A 14,221-nucleotide genomic window follows, 5' to 3' on the forward strand; every position below is an offset into this window, starting at 1 on the left:
TGGGGTGGGGTTCTGGCTCTCAGTGGAGGCCGGTCTTGCGGGCCGTCCCGATCGCCAAGAAGAGACTCCCAAACCCCAGGGGCGGATACAACCCCTTCCGGAAAGTTTTTTTTGATTCCTCGGTGTCGGCTAGGTCACAGCCGTACTTCTTAGGGGTGGATGCGCGCCTAAACGTTCGAGTGAAAGGACTTTGGGCCCTTCCACTCACACAATCACACGCAGTGCACGGCGTACGCCTGTGAACGTCACGCTCGTACGTAGTCCGAGGTGGTCTCCGTCCATCTGCAGGGGGAGGGGAACCTTCGAATGCAAGGTGAAGTCGGTCAGATCGTGCAGAGACACCGCATGCTTGCCCCGCGGGCCCCGCTCCGGGGTCGAGGTGAGCAGCTGGGTGGCGTAACGGGCCACCGCCGGGGTGGAGAGCCGGCGCAGTCCGAGGACGTCGAGCGCGGTCTCGAAGGACGCCTCCGGGGACGCGTACACCGGACGATTGCCCAGGTAGGTCCAGGGGGAGGTGTTGCAGATTATGGAGAGGACCAGGTCCTCGACCGGCTCCGCGCCGGGACGCTCCAGGGTGATCGTGCCGTGCCGGCGGTTCGGCTCCTCCAGGAACTGGCGCACCACCTGGCGCAGATAGAGGGCGTGCGTCGATCTCTTGCCGCGCTCGCGCTGCTGTTCGACCCGGCCGATGACGCTCGCGTCGAAACCGAGCCCGGCACAGAAGGTGAACCAGCGTTCGGGCACCGACTCGTCCTCCGTGCCCGGCGTCCCGGACGCGAGCCCGAGGCTCACCGTCCGTGTCCGCCGCTCACGCAGCGCGTCGAGCAGGGCGCCGGTCGCCTCCACCGCGTCGTTCGGCAGCCCGAGGGCGCGGGCGAAGACGTTGGTCGAGCCGCCGGGGACGACCGCGAGGCCCGGCAGCCGCTCCGGATCGGGCCCGTCGTGCAGCAGCCCGTTGACGACCTCGTTCACCGTGCCGTCGCCACCGAGAGCGACGACCAGATCGACATTGCCCGACTCGGCGGCCCGCCGGCCCAGGTCGCGCGCGTGCCCCCGGTACTCGGTGGTGACCGCCTCCAGCTTCATCTCGCTGGCCAGCGCGTGGATGAGCACGTCCCGGGTGCGGGCACTCGTGGTGGTGGCTGCCGGGTTGACCACGAGAAGTGCGCGCATGAGCGCCAGCGTACCTACCCGGCGGTACCGGGCGCAGTCCGGTCTGCCGGGTGGACCGGCGGACGCCCCCGTTACCCTGCCCCTATGAGCGGTACGGAGCAGACGAGTACGGAACAGGGCGGCGGTACGGAGCAGGGGCCCCGGCCCACGCGCCTCACCGGGGCGGCGGCCGTCGCCGGCATCGAGGGCCTCGGGCTCGTCGCCGGCGGTGTGTACATGCTGGTGCGCAGCCTCGCCGACGGCGGTGACCTCACGAGCGGTCTGACCCTCGCCGTGACGCTCGTCGCCCTCGGTCTCATCCCGCTCGCGGCCGCCCGCGGGCTGTGGCTGCGCCGCTCCTGGAGCCGGGGCCCGGCCGTCATCACCCAGATCCTGGCCCTGCCCATCGCCTGGCAGATGCTCCAGTCGAACGGTGTGATCCCGGCCGGCATCGTCCTGGCCGCCCTCGCCGTGACCGGCCTCGTCCTCCTCGTGAACCCGGCCACGACCGAGGCGCTCGGCATCCGGCGCCCCGGTCAGGAAGCCTGACGGATCACTCCTCCACGAGGAGCTTCTCCCTCAGCTGCGCCAGGGTGCGGGCCAGCAGCCGGGAGACGTGCATCTGAGAGATGCCCACCTCCTGCGCGATCTGCGACTGGGTCATGTTCCCGAAGAAGCGAAGCAGCAGGATCCGCTTCTCCCGGGGCGGCAGGTCCTCCAGGAGCGGCTTGAGCGACTCCCGGTACTCGACCCCCTCCAGGGCCTCGTCCTCCGCGCCCAGCGTGTCCGCCACCGCCGGCGACTCGTCGTCGGTGTCCGGGACGTCCAGGGAGAGAGTCGAGTAGGCGTTGGCCGATTCCAGACCCTCCAGGACCTCCTCCTCGGAGATCCCGAGCCGCTCCGCCAGCTCGTGCACCGTCGGCGAGCGGCCGTGCTGCTGCGAGAGCTCCGCCGTCGCCGTGGTCAGCGAGAGCCGCAGCTCCTGGAGCCGGCGCGGCACCCGGACCGCCCACCCCTTGTCACGGAAGTGACGCTTGATCTCGCCGACGACCGTCGGCGTCGCGTACGTGGAGAACTCCACCCCGCGCTCCGGGTCGAACCGGTCGACCGACTTGATCAGGCCGATCGTCGCCACCTGCGTCAGGTCGTCCAGCGGCTCGCCGCGGTTGCGGAAGCGCCGGGCCAGGTGCTCCACCAGCGGCAGGTGCATGCGCACCAGACGGTTGCGCAGCTCGGCCTTCTCCGGGGAGCCCTCGGGCAGCTCGCGCAGCTGGACGAAGAGGGCGCGGGCGCCGCTCCGGTCGTGCGGGTCCGGGACGGCGGGGGCGTCCGGGCCCTCGTCGTCCTCGTCACCGTCGTCGGCCTTCTCCACGGCCTCGGCCACGTCGGCTGCCTCGGCCACGTCGGCCGTCCCGGCCTCGTCGGAGGTCCGCGCCTCGGGAGCCTCGGGGGAGCCCTCGGAACTCGCGGGGGCCTCGGAGACCCCTGCTGTCTCGGGAACCTCGTGGTGCTGCTCGTGCTCGCTCATCTGGTCCGCCTGCTCCGTAGCGACCCTGTTCGGCCGCGCCTGCTGCTCAGGGATGCCGGCCGTCGCGTCCCCGCTCCTCACGCCGGGCCTGGCCCCGCGCCGCGCTGTTTGTACAGGCTGATGGAGACCGTACGGTCATCGGCCACCGACGACTCCACCTTCCCGGCCAGCGCCGACAGCACGGTCCACGCGAAGGTGTCCCGCTCGGGCGCCCTCCCGTCGGTCGTCGGGGCGGAGACCGTCACGTCGAGGGAGTCGTCGATCAGCCGGAAGACACAGCTGAGGACGGATCCCGGCACGGCCTGCTGGAGCAGGATGGCGCAGGCCTCGTCGACCGCGATCCGCAAGTCCTCGATCTCGTCGAGGGTGAAGTCCAAGCGCGCCGCGAGGCCGGCCGTGGCCGTACGCAGCACGGACAGATAGGCACCCGCAGCGGGCAGCCGGACTTCCACGAAGTCCTGGGTCCCGGGCTCGCCTGCGATCTGGGACACCCTCACCTCCAAGGTGGCACAAGCTCATTCGGGGCTCGGGGGGAGAGCCCCCGAACCGGGCGGGTACGCAGGGAGCCTGCGCGGTCCGCCGTGACGCTATCGCGATCCATCCTGCCGTGTCGCCGGGAGCCCTGGAGACCAGGTGATCCCTCGCTCCCGTCCTCGGCAGCCGCGGAGAACCCGCGGAGGGGTGACGTACCCAGCGTCCGGGCCGTCGAACCGTCCGTGACCGAGCCGACCGCGGAGCGGCATATCAGCCATCAGACGATCGAACCGTCGACGAAGCACCAGCGCCAGGACTCGCCCGGCTCGAAGGTCCGCATGACCGGATGCCCGGTCGAGGAGAAGTGCCCCGTCGCGTGCCGCCCCGCCGAGGAGTCGCAGCAGCCCACGTGCCCGCAGCTCAGACAGAGCCGCAGCTGGACGGGGTGCGTGCCGTCCGCCAGGCACTCGGGGCAGGTGTCGGCGAGCGGCGCCGGTTCGGGGCGCGGCATTTCGGCTACGTGCGGGCACTCACTCATGATGGCCAGGTTACGTTGCGGCACGGGACGGGGTCGGGAGCATGGACGCACTGCAACTGGTGGCACTGGTGGCGGCGAGCGCCGCCGTGGCGGGGTTCGCCCGCAGGACCCCGGTGCCGGCGCCGCTGCTCCTCGTCGCCGTCGGCCTCACCGCCGCGTACCTCCCGGGGGTCCCCGACTACACCCTCGATCCGCACATCGTGCTGCCGCTGATCCTGCCCCCGCTCCTCTACACGGCCGCCGTCGACTCCTCGTACCTCGACCTGCGGGCCAACATCAGGCCCGTCGCGCTGCTCTCCGTCGGGTACGTCCTCTTCGCCACCGTGGCCGTGGGCTGGCTCGCGTACGTCCTCGTGCCTGACCTGCCGCTCACCGCCGCGCTCGTGCTCGGCGCCGTGGTCGCCCCGCCGGACGCGGTCGCCGCCACCGCCATCGCCCGCAGGCTCGGCCTGCCGCACCGGATCACCACGATCCTCCAGGGCGAGTCCCTCGTGAACGACGCCACCGCGATCACCGCGTACAAGGTCGCCCTCGCGGCCGCCGTCGGCGAGGGCGTCAGCTGGGCCGGCGGCCTGTGGGAGTTCGCCCTCGCCGCGGTCGGCGGCATCGGCGTCGGCCTGGTCCTGATGGTCCCGATCCACTGGCTCCGCACCCATCTGCGCGAGGCCCTGCTCCAGAACACCCTCTCCCTGCTCATCCCGTTCATCGCGTACGCCGCCGCCGAGGAGGTCGGCGCCTCCGGAGTCCTCGCGGTCGTCGTGGTCGGCCTCTTCCTCGGCCACAAGGCCTGGAAGGTCGACTTCGCGACGCGGCTCCAGGAGGAGGCCGTCTGGAAGATGGTCGCCTTCGTCCTGGAGTCCTCCGTCTTCGCCCTGATCGGCCTCCAGCTGCCGTACGTCGTCAAGGGACTCGGCCGGTACGGCATGGGGGAGGCGGCCTGGTACGCGGCCGGGGTCTTCGTCGCCGTGGTCGTCGTCCGGTTCGTCTGGGTCTACCCGGCGACCTTCCTGCCCCGCTGGATGTCCTCGGGCATCCGCGAGCGGGAACCCGAGGTGGACTGGCGGGCGCCGCTCGTCGTCGGCTGGGCCGGCATGCGCGGCGTGGTCTCCCTGGCCATCGCCTTCTCCATCCCCGTCGTCACCGACGGGGTCGAGTTCCCGGCCCGCAACCTCGTCCTCTTCCTCACCTTCACCACCGTGATCGGCACCCTCGTGGTGCAGGGCCTCACCCTGCCGCCCCTCATCCGGCTCCTGAAGCTCCCCGGACGCGACCGGTACGCCGAGACCCTCGCCGAGGCCCAGGCCCAGAGCGAGGCCTCGCGGGCCGCCGAGGAACGCCTCGACGTGCTCCTCGCCGACGAGCGCAACGCCCTGCCGAAACCCCTCGCCGACCGGCTGCGCACGGTCATGGAGCGGCGCCGCAACTCCGTGTGGGAACGCCTCGGCGCGGTCAACGAGATCACCGGGGAGACCGTCGACGACACCTACCGCCGCCTCTCGCGCGAGATGATCGACGCCGAGCGCGCGGTCTTCGTCCAGCTGCGCGACGCCCGCCGGATCGACGACGAGATGATGCGCACCCTGCTCCGCCGCCTCGATCTGGAGGAGGCCGCGGCGTACCGCGAGACCGACGACTAGGACCCGGTTCGTCTTCTCGTGCTAGACGGTCTCCGGCGCGCCCGTGACCACCGCCGCGAGCCGGGTGCCCGCCGGGAAGGCGCCCTCCTCCGCGAGGGTCGTCAGGCCGTACAGCATTTTGGCGACATACAGCCGCTCGATGGCGAGTCCGTGCCGCGCCTCGAAGTCCTGTGCGAACGCATCGAGGGCGGGGGACACGCGCGCGTAGCCGCCGCCGTGGAAGCGCTCGTCCAGGGCCCAGTCGCCGCGAGGGCCGCCGAAGGCCGCCTCCTGGAGGGCGCGGACCTCCCCGCCGAGGAAGCCGCCCTTGAGGACCGGGACGCCGAGGGTCCGGCCTTCGAATCCGGCCGCGAGCCCCGCCAGGGTGCCGCCCGTGCCGCAGGCGACCGCGGCGACGTCGGCGAGGCCGGCGAGCTCGCGGCCCAGCTCCACGCAGCCGTGGACGGCGAGCGCGTTGCTGCCGCCCTCCGGGACCACGTACGCGCCCGCGGGGGCTCGTTCCAGGAGCCACGCGCGCGTGGCCGGGTCGTTCTTCGCGCGGTACGTGGCCCGGTCCACGAACTCGAGACGCATCCCGTCCGCCGTGCACCGCGCGAGCGAGGGGTTCAGCGGGCGCCCGGCCAGCTCGTCGCCCCGGACCACCCCGACCGTCGGGAAGCCGAGCAGCCGGCCGGCGGCGGCCGTCGCCCGCAGGTGGTTGGAGTACGCGCCGCCGAAGGTGAGCACGGGCCGGCCGGCCGCCTCGCGCAGGTTCAGCGAGAGCTTGCGCCACTTGTTGCCCGGCAGGTCGGGGTGGATGAGGTCCTCGCGCTTCAGCAGCAGCGTGAGACCGCGCCGGGCGAAGCGCTCGTCCTCCACCGGCTCCAGGGGGGAGGGGAGCCGGGGCTGCAGGCGGGAGAGGTCGAACGCGTTCACCCGGCCATTGTGAGCCCCACCGGATCCACGGCCCCGCGACGGCCCGCACCGGCGCCCGCGGCCGCCGGCCACGGCGGGCCGAACGCGGGCCCGCTGCCCTTGGGCCCGAGGGGCGGGCGGCCTGCCGTGCCTGGGGCCTGCCGTGCCTTGGCCCCCGCGTTTTGGGCCCCCGCCCCGCTACCGCAGGAGCTCGGCGATCCGCTCCCGCATCGATGCCATCGTGAACCCGCGCGGGTCCACCTTGCCCGGCTGCCACTCCAGGTGCCCGATGACCGAGCGGTGGGTCCAGCCGTGCGCCCGGCAGACGGCGGCCGCCGCCTTCGCGATGGCCTCCAGCTGGACCTTCGGCCACGGGTCCTCGCCGTTGCCGAGGTTCTCGCACTCGAAGCCGTAGAAGTGCCGGTTGCCGTCCGTGGTGGCCTCGTCGTCCGGCGGCAGCCGCCGCTCGGCGATGACCGCCCGGAGGACCTCGTCGTCGCCGAGCCCCGCGTGGTTGGCGCGTCCGTAGCCGACGAGGTGGACCGTGCCGTCCTTGGCGATCACGCCGTGGCAGAGCGGCCCCGGCAGGGACTCGTAACCGTCCCTGCAGATCCGGACGGTGTTGGCGGTGCCGCGGGTCACGGTGTGGTGGATCATCACGCCGTTCACCGGGCCCCAGGGGCCCTTGTGGTTGCGGTTGTGGGTGGACCAGTCGCCGACCTCGACGACCGCGAGGCCCTCGCCGCGCAGCGCGCCGAGGAACCTGTTCGCGGACATGGGTGTGGCCATGACCGACTCCTTCCGGAGGACGGGGTGAGCTTCCGGAGTACCGGAGTCCGCCGCTCCGCTGCCATCCGTTCGGGCGGTGTGCGATGCGATCCGGACAGATCGTCAGGAGACGGGTGGGGCTGCGCTGTTCGGATGGAAATCGCGTGACATGCCCCGAAGATCGTCGAACAGTCCCACCCGAATGTGTAATGGCGCCGACACGTTCCGTGCTGAAAGGCTTTCTCTCGCAACTCAGTCATACGAGAGGGAGTTCCATGTCCGTTGGTTCGGTTGACGGCGAGGTCCGCGCGGAGCAGCAGGCCCCGCAGCAGAGTCTCGGGACCGCCGCCGCGCGGAACCTCGCCACGACCACCAAGTCGGCCCCGCAGATGCAGGAGATCACCTCTCGGTGGCTGCTGCGGACACTGCCGTGGGTCCAGGTGCAGGGTGGCACGTACCGGGTGAACCGGAGGCTCAGCTACTCCGTGGGTGACGGCCGCGTCACCTTCGTGCAGACCGGAGAGCGCGTCGCGGTGATCCCCGCCGAACTCGGCGAACTCCCGGCACTCCGCGGTTACGAGGACGAGAGCGCACTGACCGAGCTCGCGGCCCGCTGCACCCAGCGGGAGTTCGCGGCGGGCGAGATCATCGCCGTGTCCGGCGCTCCCGCCGACCGGGTGTACCTCCTCGCGCACGGCCGCATCGAGCAGATCGGCGAGGGCCCCTACGGCGACGAGGCCGTGCTCGGCGTCCTCGCCGACGGCGCCTATCTCGGCGAGGCCGCCCTGGTCAGCGCTGACGCCACCTGGGACTGGACCGCCCGGGCCGCCACCGCCTGCACGGTCCTGGAGCTCACCCGGGACGACGTACGGAACCTCGCGGACCGGGCCGGCTCGCTCGCCGCCCACCTCGCGGGCGTGGCGTCGGCCCCCGACCGGAGCACCAACACCTACGGCGAGGCCGCCATCGACCTCTCCGCCGGCCACGTCGGCGAAGCGGTCGTCCCGCACACCTACGTCGACTACGACGCCAAGCCCCGCGAGTACGAGCTGAGCGTCGCCCAGACCGTGCTGAAGGTCCACAGCCGCGTCGCCGACCTCTACAACCAGCCGATGAACCAGACCGAGCAGCAGTTGCGGCTCACGGTCGAGGCGCTCCGCGAGCGCCAGGAGCACGAGCTCATCAACAACAAGGAGTTCGGCCTCCTCTCCAACTGCGACTACGGGCAGCGGCTCCAGCCGCACGACGGCGTCCCCAGCCCGGACGACATGGACGAACTGCTCTCCCGCCGCCGGGGCTCCAAGATGTTCTTGGCCCACCCGCGCGCCATCGCCGCCTTCGGCCGCGAGCTCAACAAGCGCGGCCTGGTGCCCGAGACCATCGAGATCGCCGGCAACCGCATCCCGACCTGGCGCGGCGTCCCGATCTACCCGTGCAACAAGATCCCGGTCTCGGACGCCCGGACCACCTCGATCATCTGCATGCGTACGGGCGAGGCCGACCAGGGCGTGATCGGTCTGCACCAGACCGGCCTCCCCGACGAGATCGAGCCCAGCCTCTCCGTCCGCTTCATGGGCATCGACGAGCAGGCGATCATCTCCTACCTGGTCACGGCCTACTACTCGGCGGCGATCCTCGTCCCGGACGCCCTCGGCGTCCTGGAGAACGTCGAGGTCAGTCGCTGGCGCTGAGCCGTCGGCACCCGGGGGCGGGGACCGAACCCGCCCGCCCCCGGGCGCTCCCCGGCCCGTCCCGGCGCAAGCCCGCCGCGACGGACCCCGGTGACGGACCGCCGCGACGGACCACCGCGAAAGATGCGAAGGAAACGACCGTGACCATGACCAGCACGGATGCCGTCGTCGACGGCCAGGGGGCCGTGACGCTCCTGGACCGGACGCGTACCGCCGTCAATCCCCAACTGCGCTCGACCGTCGAGTCCCTGCCGGACTCCATACGGCGGGTGGCGATGTACCACTTCGGCTGGGAGCGCGCCGACGGCACCCCGGACGCGGGGCAGCCGGGCAAGGCGATCCGGCCCGCCCTGGTCCTCGCGGCGGCCCGCGCCCTCGGCGCCGACGAGACCCGGGCCGTGAAGGCCGCGGCGGCGGTGGAGCTCGCGCACAACTTCACCCTGCTCCACGACGACATCGTCGACGAGGACCCGACCCGGCGGCACCGGCCCACCGCCTGGACCGTCTTCGGCATCCCGGACGCCCTCATGGCCGGTGACGCGATGAGCGCGCTGGCCCTGCGACTGCTCGCCGAGGACCCCCACCCCGCCTCCGCGGCGGCCGCCGCGCGCCTCGCCGCCTGCATCATCGAGCTCTGCGCCGGCCAGCAGGCCGACTGCGCCTTCGAGCAGCGCGACCCGCGCGAGGTCTCCCTCGACGAGTGCCTGGCCATGGCCACCGCCAAGACCGGCGCCCTGCTCGGCTGCTCCTGCGCCGTCGGCGCGCTCTACGCGGGCGCGGGCGAGGAGGAGGTCGCGGCGATGGACGCCTTCGGCCGGGAGGCGGGCCTCGCCTTCCAGCTGATCGACGACCTCATCGGCATCTGGGGCGACCCGGAGCGCACCGGCAAGCCGGCCGGAGCCGACCTCGTCGCCCACAAGAAGTCGCTTCCCGTGGTGGCGGCACTCACCTCCGGCACCCCCGCGGGGGAGGAGCTGGCCGAGCTGTACTCCCGTCCGACCCTCGACGCGGAGGCGGTACGGGCGGCGGCGGACGCCGTCGAACGGGCCGGCGGCCGCGACTGGGCGCAGGCCCAGGCGGCCGAGCGCATGGGCCGTGCCGTCGAGCACCTGGCCCAGGCGGTGCCGGACCTGGCGGCCGCGGAGGACCTGCTGGCCCTCGCGGAGTTCGTCACGCGGCGTACGCGCTGATCACGACTCCGGGACGATCCGGGTGACCACGGTCTCGATCATGTCGTCCAGATCCCGGTCGCCGAGGAGCCCGGGGACGGTGAAGTGGTCGAGGAGCAGTCCGGTGAGGGCGAAGTAGAGCACCCGGACAGTGTCCGCGTCCCCGGGCATCCCGGCGTCGAGGTGCCCCCGGACGTTCGCGTCCAGGTCGGAGCGGAGCACCTTGGTGAGCTGGGTCCTCAGCTCGGGCCGGCGGACGGCTTCGAGGCGGAGTTCGAAGAGCCCGAGGTAGCAGGTGCGCTCGGCGGCGAGCCGCCGGGCGATCCAGCGCATCAGGTCGAGCACCAGCTCCCGGCTGGGAGCGGGCCGCAGGGCGGCCGCCACGTCGTCCGGGTCCGGGGTCAGCCGGACGAAGATCCGGTCGCCGACCTGGGAGAGCAACTGGTCCCGGTCGCTGAAGTAGTTGGACGAGGTGCCCGTGGGGACCCCCGCCCGGGCGTCGACCGCTCGGAAGGTCAGCCCGCGGGCACCTTCGTCCGCCAGGACCTCGATCGCGGCGTCGAGCAGGCTCGTACGGCGTTCCGGGTTTCTCACCACGTCGGACTCCCTCGAAGAAAGGTCTTGCGTAACCACTACAGGTGAAGCACTATAACTGTCGTGGTTGCGATTGCGGCCGCATCCCCAGGACGAAGAGGACCGGTTTGCGCAAGCTCACGTACTACATCGCCTGCACCATCGACGGCTTCATCGGCGACCCCGAGGGCGACGCCACCTCGATGTTCAAGTTCACGAACGGCGAGTACATGGCGGCCATGAACGCCGAGTACCCCGAGACCGTCCCGACGCACGCGCGGGAGATGTTCGGGGTCGACGCCGAGAACAGGCACTTCGACACCCTCGTCCAGGGCAGGCAGTCGTACCAGCTCGCCCTCGACATCGGCGTCACCAGCCCGTACAACCACCTGCGCGAGTTCGTCGCCACCCGCTCGCTCACCGAGTCGCCCCACCCCAACGTCGAGCTGATCGCCGACGGCCTCGTCGGCCGGGTCCGCGAGCTCAAGGCCGAGGACAGCCCGCTGGGCATCTACCTCTGCGGCGGCTCCACCATCGCCGGCGAGCTCATCGAGGAGATCGACGAACTGATCATCAAGACCTACCCGCAGGTCTACGGCACCGGCATGCCGATGTTCGGCGCCGGCTTCGAGCCCCGGGACTTCGAACTGGGGGACGTCCGCGCCTTCGACAACGGCGTACTGGTCCGTACGTACACCAGGAAGCGATAGCAGCGGCAGGCAGCCTCGCGCGGGGCGGCCTACCCTGGACGCATGGGTGACGAGGCGCCTCGCACGACGCGGGACCCCCTGGCCGAGCGCCACTGCCCGGCCTGCGGCGAACCGCTCGCCGTACTGGCCACCCGGCACAAGGTCCTGGGGGCCTGGGTGCCGGAGTGGGAGGTGCAACCCTGCCGCAACCCGGATTGCCCGCTCCACGAGGAGGGGGCGGAAACCGCTCCCCCGCACGTGACCGGCAAGAACGGCGAGATCGGGAGAAGTCCGGCCCCGGGGTGACCGGACGCGCGGCGGAGCCGGTCATACCGCTACAGTCCGCGCATGTCATCGGAGTCGACAGAAGTCTGGACCGGCTGGTACCGGGACCGCAGCGGCGCGGAAGCGATCGTCATCACGGCCGACGGGCGGCGCGTCGCCACCCGGATCAGGGGGGTCGAGTACACGGGCGAGAGCTTCGCCGCGCTCGCCGCCGCCGAAGAGGACGGACGGGCCCTCACGGGCTGCGTCCTGGAGTGGGACCTGCCGCTCCCCGTCGTCGTGGACGGCGCCGCCCAACAGGCCACGCTGGCCTGCCTGCTGACGCTCGGTGAGCGCGCAGACCTCAGCCTGACGCTGCACTACGGCGGCGCCGCCTTCGAGGCGTGCGTCGCCGGGGGCGACTTCGAGGGGGCCCTGGAGCGGGTGCGGCAACAGCTGCCGGCCGGCGCGGACTTCGGCCGCAGGCTCCTCCAGTCGGCCTGAGGCCGGGTACGGCGCGACGCCCCGGTCGATCCGGATACGGAGACCCGGGGCGCCGCCGGCACTGCGGACGACGACGCCGACGGTCGCACTGTAGGCCGAACTCACGGCGGCCTGCCGGGAGGTGGGCCCCGCGGGCGGCCCCGTACCGGCCACGCTGTCGGTGGGAGCGTGCATGATGACCGTATGAGCGAACGCGAGGAAGATCCCGGCCGGGCAGAGGTACGCCACGCGCGACCCGAGGACCTGCCCCGGGTCGTGGAACTCATCGTCGAGCACGCCGCGTACGAGAAGTCCGCACCCCCGGCCCCCGGCCTCGCGGACCGTCTCGCCGGCCTCCTCTTCGGCCCCGAACCGCCCCGCCTCCGCTGCTTCGTCGCCGCCCTCCCCGACGGCACCCTCGCGGGCTACGCGACCTGCGCCCCGGAACTCTCCACCTGGGACGGCACCGAGTACCTCCACATGGACTGCCTCTACCTCACGGAGGCCTCCCGCGGCCACGGCCTCGGCCCCCTTCTGATGGCGGCCCTCCGCGCCGAGGCCCGCACCCTCGGCCTTCCGGAACTCCAGTGGCAGACCCCCGTCTGGAACGAGGGCGCGATCCGCTTCTACGACCGCCTGGGCGCCACCTCCAAGGAGAAACGCCGCTACACGCTCCCGACGGAGGCGTAGGAACGCCCGGGGCGACGGTCAGTCGGCGCAGTTGTGATAGGCGGCCACCTGCCAACCGTCGTCTCCCGTGCGCTCCAGCACCCAGGTCGCGCGGACCCAGCGGCCGTCCGGCACGACGGTCTCGTCGGTCTCACCGGCGAGGACGACGGCGCTGCGGGCGACGACGACGGCCGAGTCGCGGCACTCGCCGAGGAACCGCACGCTGTGGATCTCGTCGCGGACGGTCGAGCCCTTCAGCGGGCCCTCGAACCCGGCGGCCATCGCGGCGCGGATCCGCTCGCGGCCGTCGCGGAAGGAGCCGGGCAGCGCGGAGGTCGCGTCCGGGGTGTAGACGGCGACGAAGGCGTCGGCGTCGTTGGCCGCCCATGCGGCGTACACGGCGTCGATCACGGACCGCACCTGCTGCTCTGCGGTGTCCTGCGCGGTCGTCGTGGCCATGGTGTCCTCCTGGAAGGTCGACGGGATGTCGCCGGTACCTACCGCCGACGCGCCCGGAATTCATCGCCGCTCGGATCACCGATGACTTTCGGGACGGGCGCCGGTACGTACGTCGCCGCACCGAGAGAGGCAGGCATGGCCACCACGAGCCCACACCCCGACGACCCGGCTGCCGACCAGGCCGCCGAGTTCGCCCGATGCACCGCCCCGCACCGCCGGGAGCTCCTGGCCCACTGCTACCGGATGCTCGGCTCCCTGCACGACGCCGAAGACCTCGTGCAGGACACCCTGCTGCGCGCCTGGCGCGCGTTCGACCGGTACGACGCCCGGCGTGCGAGCGTACGCACGTGGCTGTACCGGATCGCCACCAACGCGTGCCTCACGGCACTGGACACCCGCACGCGCCGTCCCCTGCCCAGCGGCCTCGGCGCGCCCGACGAGGACCCGCTGACGCCGCTGGAGTACGCGCCGGAGGTGCCGTGGCTCCAGCCGGTCCCGGACGCGTGGCTCGCGGACCCGGGCCAGGTGGTCGCCGCCCGCGACACCCTGCGGCTGGCCTGGGTGGCCGCCGTGCAGTACCTGCCCGCGCGGCAGCGGGCCGTGCTGATCCTGCGCGACGTCCTCGACTGCTCCGCGGCCGAGACCGCCGCGCTCCTCGACACCACCCCGGCGGCGGTCAACAGCGCGCTCCAGCGCGCCCGGGCGCGGCTCGCCGACGCCGGCATCGCCGAGACACGGGTGACGGAGGAGGCCGCCGACCGGCTGGTGGTGGACCGGTACGCGGCCGCGTTCGAGAAGGCGGACATCGAAGGGCTGACCGCGCTGCTCGCCCACGACGCCATCCTGGAGATGCCGCCGGTCCGCACCTGGTTCACCGGCCGCGACCGGTACGCCGGTTTCATGGCCTGGGTGTTCGCGGCGAACGGCACCGACTGGCGCGTCCTGCCCACCGCGGCGAACGGCGGGCCCGCGCTGGCGGCCTACGTGCGCCGCGCCGACAGGGACGAGGACGCGTACCGGCTGCACACCCTGCAGGTGTTCGACGTCGCCGACGGCCGCATCACCCGGAACACGGTCTTCCAGGACCCCACCGTCCTCACCGCCTTCGCCCTCCCGGAAACCCTCCCACCGGCACGCTGACCGCCTTGCAGCCGGAAAAGCCGGAAAAGAGCAGGAGAAAGACCGCACCCGGCCCGCCATGGACGCCGTGCTCGGCGGCCTGCGGACCGGGTG

Annotated in this window: 17 protein-coding genes; 9 read left to right on the forward strand and 8 right to left on the reverse strand. The window is 72.3% G+C overall.

The window, feature by feature from the left end:
• Positions 1 to 204: 204 nt before the first annotated feature.
• Positions 205 to 1,173 (reverse strand): diacylglycerol/lipid kinase family protein, encoded by a 969-nt coding sequence (locus SVTN_RS25385; protein ID WP_041131177.1) that lies wholly within the window; start codon positions 1,171 to 1,173, stop codon positions 205 to 207.
• Between the two features lie 84 nt (positions 1,174 to 1,257).
• On the opposite strand from SVTN_RS25385, the gene SVTN_RS25390 reads away from it, so the two are divergent.
• Complete coding sequence (locus tag SVTN_RS25390) at positions 1,258 to 1,701, forward strand: membrane protein (RefSeq protein ID WP_041131178.1); 444 nt, start codon at positions 1,258 to 1,260, stop codon at positions 1,699 to 1,701.
• Between the two features lie 4 nt (positions 1,702 to 1,705).
• Here the strand turns inward: SVTN_RS25390 and SVTN_RS25395 are convergent, their stop codons facing one another.
• From SVTN_RS25395 to SVTN_RS25405, 3 genes are all read right to left on the reverse strand, one after another.
• On the reverse strand, positions 1,706 to 2,761 hold the full coding sequence (locus tag SVTN_RS25395) for an RNA polymerase sigma factor SigF (RefSeq protein WP_041131179.1): 1,056 nt from the start codon (positions 2,759 to 2,761) through the stop codon (positions 1,706 to 1,708).
• A complete protein-coding gene (locus SVTN_RS25400; protein ID WP_030688746.1) occupies positions 2,758 to 3,171 on the reverse strand; it encodes an ATP-binding protein in 414 nt (137 codons plus the stop codon). Before SVTN_RS25400 ends, SVTN_RS25395 begins: the two co-directional genes overlap by 4 nt.
• Before the next feature lie 260 nt (positions 3,172 to 3,431).
• Positions 3,432 to 3,692 carry a UBP-type zinc finger domain-containing protein gene (locus SVTN_RS25405; RefSeq protein WP_041131180.1) on the reverse strand — a complete coding sequence of 87 codons (261 nt, stop codon included), beginning with the start codon at positions 3,690 to 3,692 and terminating at the stop codon, positions 3,432 to 3,434.
• Between the two features lie 41 nt (positions 3,693 to 3,733).
• Between SVTN_RS25405 and SVTN_RS25410 the strand changes: the two genes are divergently transcribed.
• Positions 3,734 to 5,329 (forward strand): Na+/H+ antiporter, encoded by a 1,596-nt coding sequence (locus tag SVTN_RS25410; RefSeq protein WP_041131181.1) that lies wholly within the window; start codon positions 3,734 to 3,736, stop codon positions 5,327 to 5,329.
• A 21-nt stretch (positions 5,330 to 5,350) separates the two neighbouring features.
• Here SVTN_RS25410 and SVTN_RS25415 read toward each other — a convergent pair whose 3' ends face one another.
• Both SVTN_RS25415 and SVTN_RS25420 read right to left on the reverse strand, forming a co-directional pair.
• Positions 5,351 to 6,244 (reverse strand): 1-aminocyclopropane-1-carboxylate deaminase/D-cysteine desulfhydrase, encoded by an 894-nt coding sequence (locus SVTN_RS25415; RefSeq protein WP_041131182.1) that lies wholly within the window; start codon positions 6,242 to 6,244, stop codon positions 5,351 to 5,353.
• 177 nt (positions 6,245 to 6,421) lie between these two features.
• Positions 6,422 to 7,012 (reverse strand): N-acetylmuramoyl-L-alanine amidase, encoded by a 591-nt coding sequence (locus SVTN_RS25420; protein ID WP_041131183.1) that lies wholly within the window; start codon positions 7,010 to 7,012, stop codon positions 6,422 to 6,424.
• A gap of 254 nt (positions 7,013 to 7,266) precedes the next feature.
• Here SVTN_RS25420 and SVTN_RS25425 point away from each other — a divergent pair, with 254 nt between their 5' ends.
• Both SVTN_RS25425 and SVTN_RS25430 read left to right on the forward strand, forming a co-directional pair.
• Entirely contained in the window at positions 7,267 to 8,682 is a 1,416-nt protein-coding gene (locus tag SVTN_RS25425; RefSeq protein WP_041131184.1) for a family 2B encapsulin nanocompartment shell protein, read from the forward strand.
• 146 nt (positions 8,683 to 8,828) lie between these two features.
• A complete protein-coding gene (locus SVTN_RS25430; protein ID WP_174518338.1) occupies positions 8,829 to 9,872 on the forward strand; it encodes a family 2 encapsulin nanocompartment cargo protein polyprenyl transferase in 1,044 nt (347 codons plus the stop codon).
• On the opposite strand, the gene SVTN_RS25435 is transcribed toward SVTN_RS25430, so the two are convergent.
• Positions 9,873 to 10,448, reverse strand: coding sequence for a TetR/AcrR family transcriptional regulator (locus SVTN_RS25435; protein WP_041131186.1), 576 nt, complete (start codon positions 10,446 to 10,448; stop codon positions 9,873 to 9,875).
• 104 nt (positions 10,449 to 10,552) lie between these two features.
• On the opposite strand from SVTN_RS25435, the gene SVTN_RS25440 reads away from it, so the two are divergent.
• From SVTN_RS25440 to SVTN_RS25455, 4 genes are all read left to right on the forward strand, one after another.
• On the forward strand, positions 10,553 to 11,134 hold the full coding sequence (locus SVTN_RS25440; protein WP_041131187.1) for a dihydrofolate reductase family protein: 582 nt from the start codon (positions 10,553 to 10,555) through the stop codon (positions 11,132 to 11,134).
• Positions 11,135 to 11,176: 42 nt separating this feature from the next.
• Positions 11,177 to 11,419 carry a hypothetical protein gene (locus SVTN_RS25445; RefSeq protein WP_041131188.1) on the forward strand — a complete coding sequence of 81 codons (243 nt, stop codon included), beginning with the start codon at positions 11,177 to 11,179 and terminating at the stop codon, positions 11,417 to 11,419.
• Between the two features lie 42 nt (positions 11,420 to 11,461).
• Complete coding sequence (locus SVTN_RS25450; RefSeq protein WP_041131189.1) at positions 11,462 to 11,881, forward strand: DUF6304 family protein; 420 nt, start codon at positions 11,462 to 11,464, stop codon at positions 11,879 to 11,881.
• A gap of 183 nt (positions 11,882 to 12,064) precedes the next feature.
• Positions 12,065 to 12,550, forward strand: coding sequence for a GNAT family N-acetyltransferase (locus SVTN_RS25455; RefSeq protein WP_041131190.1), 486 nt, complete (start codon positions 12,065 to 12,067; stop codon positions 12,548 to 12,550).
• A gap of 18 nt (positions 12,551 to 12,568) precedes the next feature.
• On the opposite strand, the gene SVTN_RS25460 is transcribed toward SVTN_RS25455, so the two are convergent.
• Complete coding sequence (locus tag SVTN_RS25460) at positions 12,569 to 12,988, reverse strand: SgcJ/EcaC family oxidoreductase (protein WP_041131191.1); 420 nt, start codon at positions 12,986 to 12,988, stop codon at positions 12,569 to 12,571.
• 135 nt (positions 12,989 to 13,123) lie between these two features.
• On the opposite strand from SVTN_RS25460, the gene SVTN_RS25465 reads away from it, so the two are divergent.
• Complete coding sequence (locus SVTN_RS25465; RefSeq protein WP_052499296.1) at positions 13,124 to 14,128, forward strand: sigma-70 family RNA polymerase sigma factor; 1,005 nt, start codon at positions 13,124 to 13,126, stop codon at positions 14,126 to 14,128.
• The last annotated feature ends 93 nt before the right edge of the window (positions 14,129 to 14,221 follow it).

Origin of the sequence: Streptomyces vietnamensis (assembly GCF_000830005.1) — a bacterium.
Classification (GTDB): domain Bacteria; phylum Actinomycetota; class Actinomycetes; order Streptomycetales; family Streptomycetaceae; genus Streptomyces; species Streptomyces vietnamensis.

Coding starts and splice junctions, on each gene's coding strand:
- SVTN_RS25385 (WP_041131177.1), bottom strand. CDS start 1,173: ATGCGCGCACTTCTCGTGGTCAACCCGGCAGCCACCACCACGAGTGCC.
- SVTN_RS25390 (WP_041131178.1), top strand. CDS start 1,258: ATGAGCGGTACGGAGCAGACGAGTACGGAACAGGGCGGCGGTACGGAG.
- SVTN_RS25405 (WP_041131180.1), bottom strand. CDS start 3,692: ATGAGTGAGTGCCCGCACGTAGCCGAAATGCCGCGCCCCGAACCGGCG.
- SVTN_RS25410 (WP_041131181.1), top strand. CDS start 3,734: ATGGACGCACTGCAACTGGTGGCACTGGTGGCGGCGAGCGCCGCCGTG.
- SVTN_RS25420 (WP_041131183.1), bottom strand. CDS start 7,012: ATGGCCACACCCATGTCCGCGAACAGGTTCCTCGGCGCGCTGCGCGGC.
- SVTN_RS25425 (WP_041131184.1), top strand. CDS start 7,267: ATGTCCGTTGGTTCGGTTGACGGCGAGGTCCGCGCGGAGCAGCAGGCC.
- SVTN_RS25430 (WP_174518338.1), top strand. CDS start 8,829: ATGACCAGCACGGATGCCGTCGTCGACGGCCAGGGGGCCGTGACGCTC.
- SVTN_RS25445 (WP_041131188.1), top strand. CDS start 11,177: ATGGGTGACGAGGCGCCTCGCACGACGCGGGACCCCCTGGCCGAGCGC.
- SVTN_RS25450 (WP_041131189.1), top strand. CDS start 11,462: ATGTCATCGGAGTCGACAGAAGTCTGGACCGGCTGGTACCGGGACCGC.
- SVTN_RS25455 (WP_041131190.1), top strand. CDS start 12,065: ATGAGCGAACGCGAGGAAGATCCCGGCCGGGCAGAGGTACGCCACGCG.
- SVTN_RS25460 (WP_041131191.1), bottom strand. CDS start 12,988: ATGGCCACGACGACCGCGCAGGACACCGCAGAGCAGCAGGTGCGGTCC.
- SVTN_RS25465 (WP_052499296.1), top strand. CDS start 13,124: ATGGCCACCACGAGCCCACACCCCGACGACCCGGCTGCCGACCAGGCC.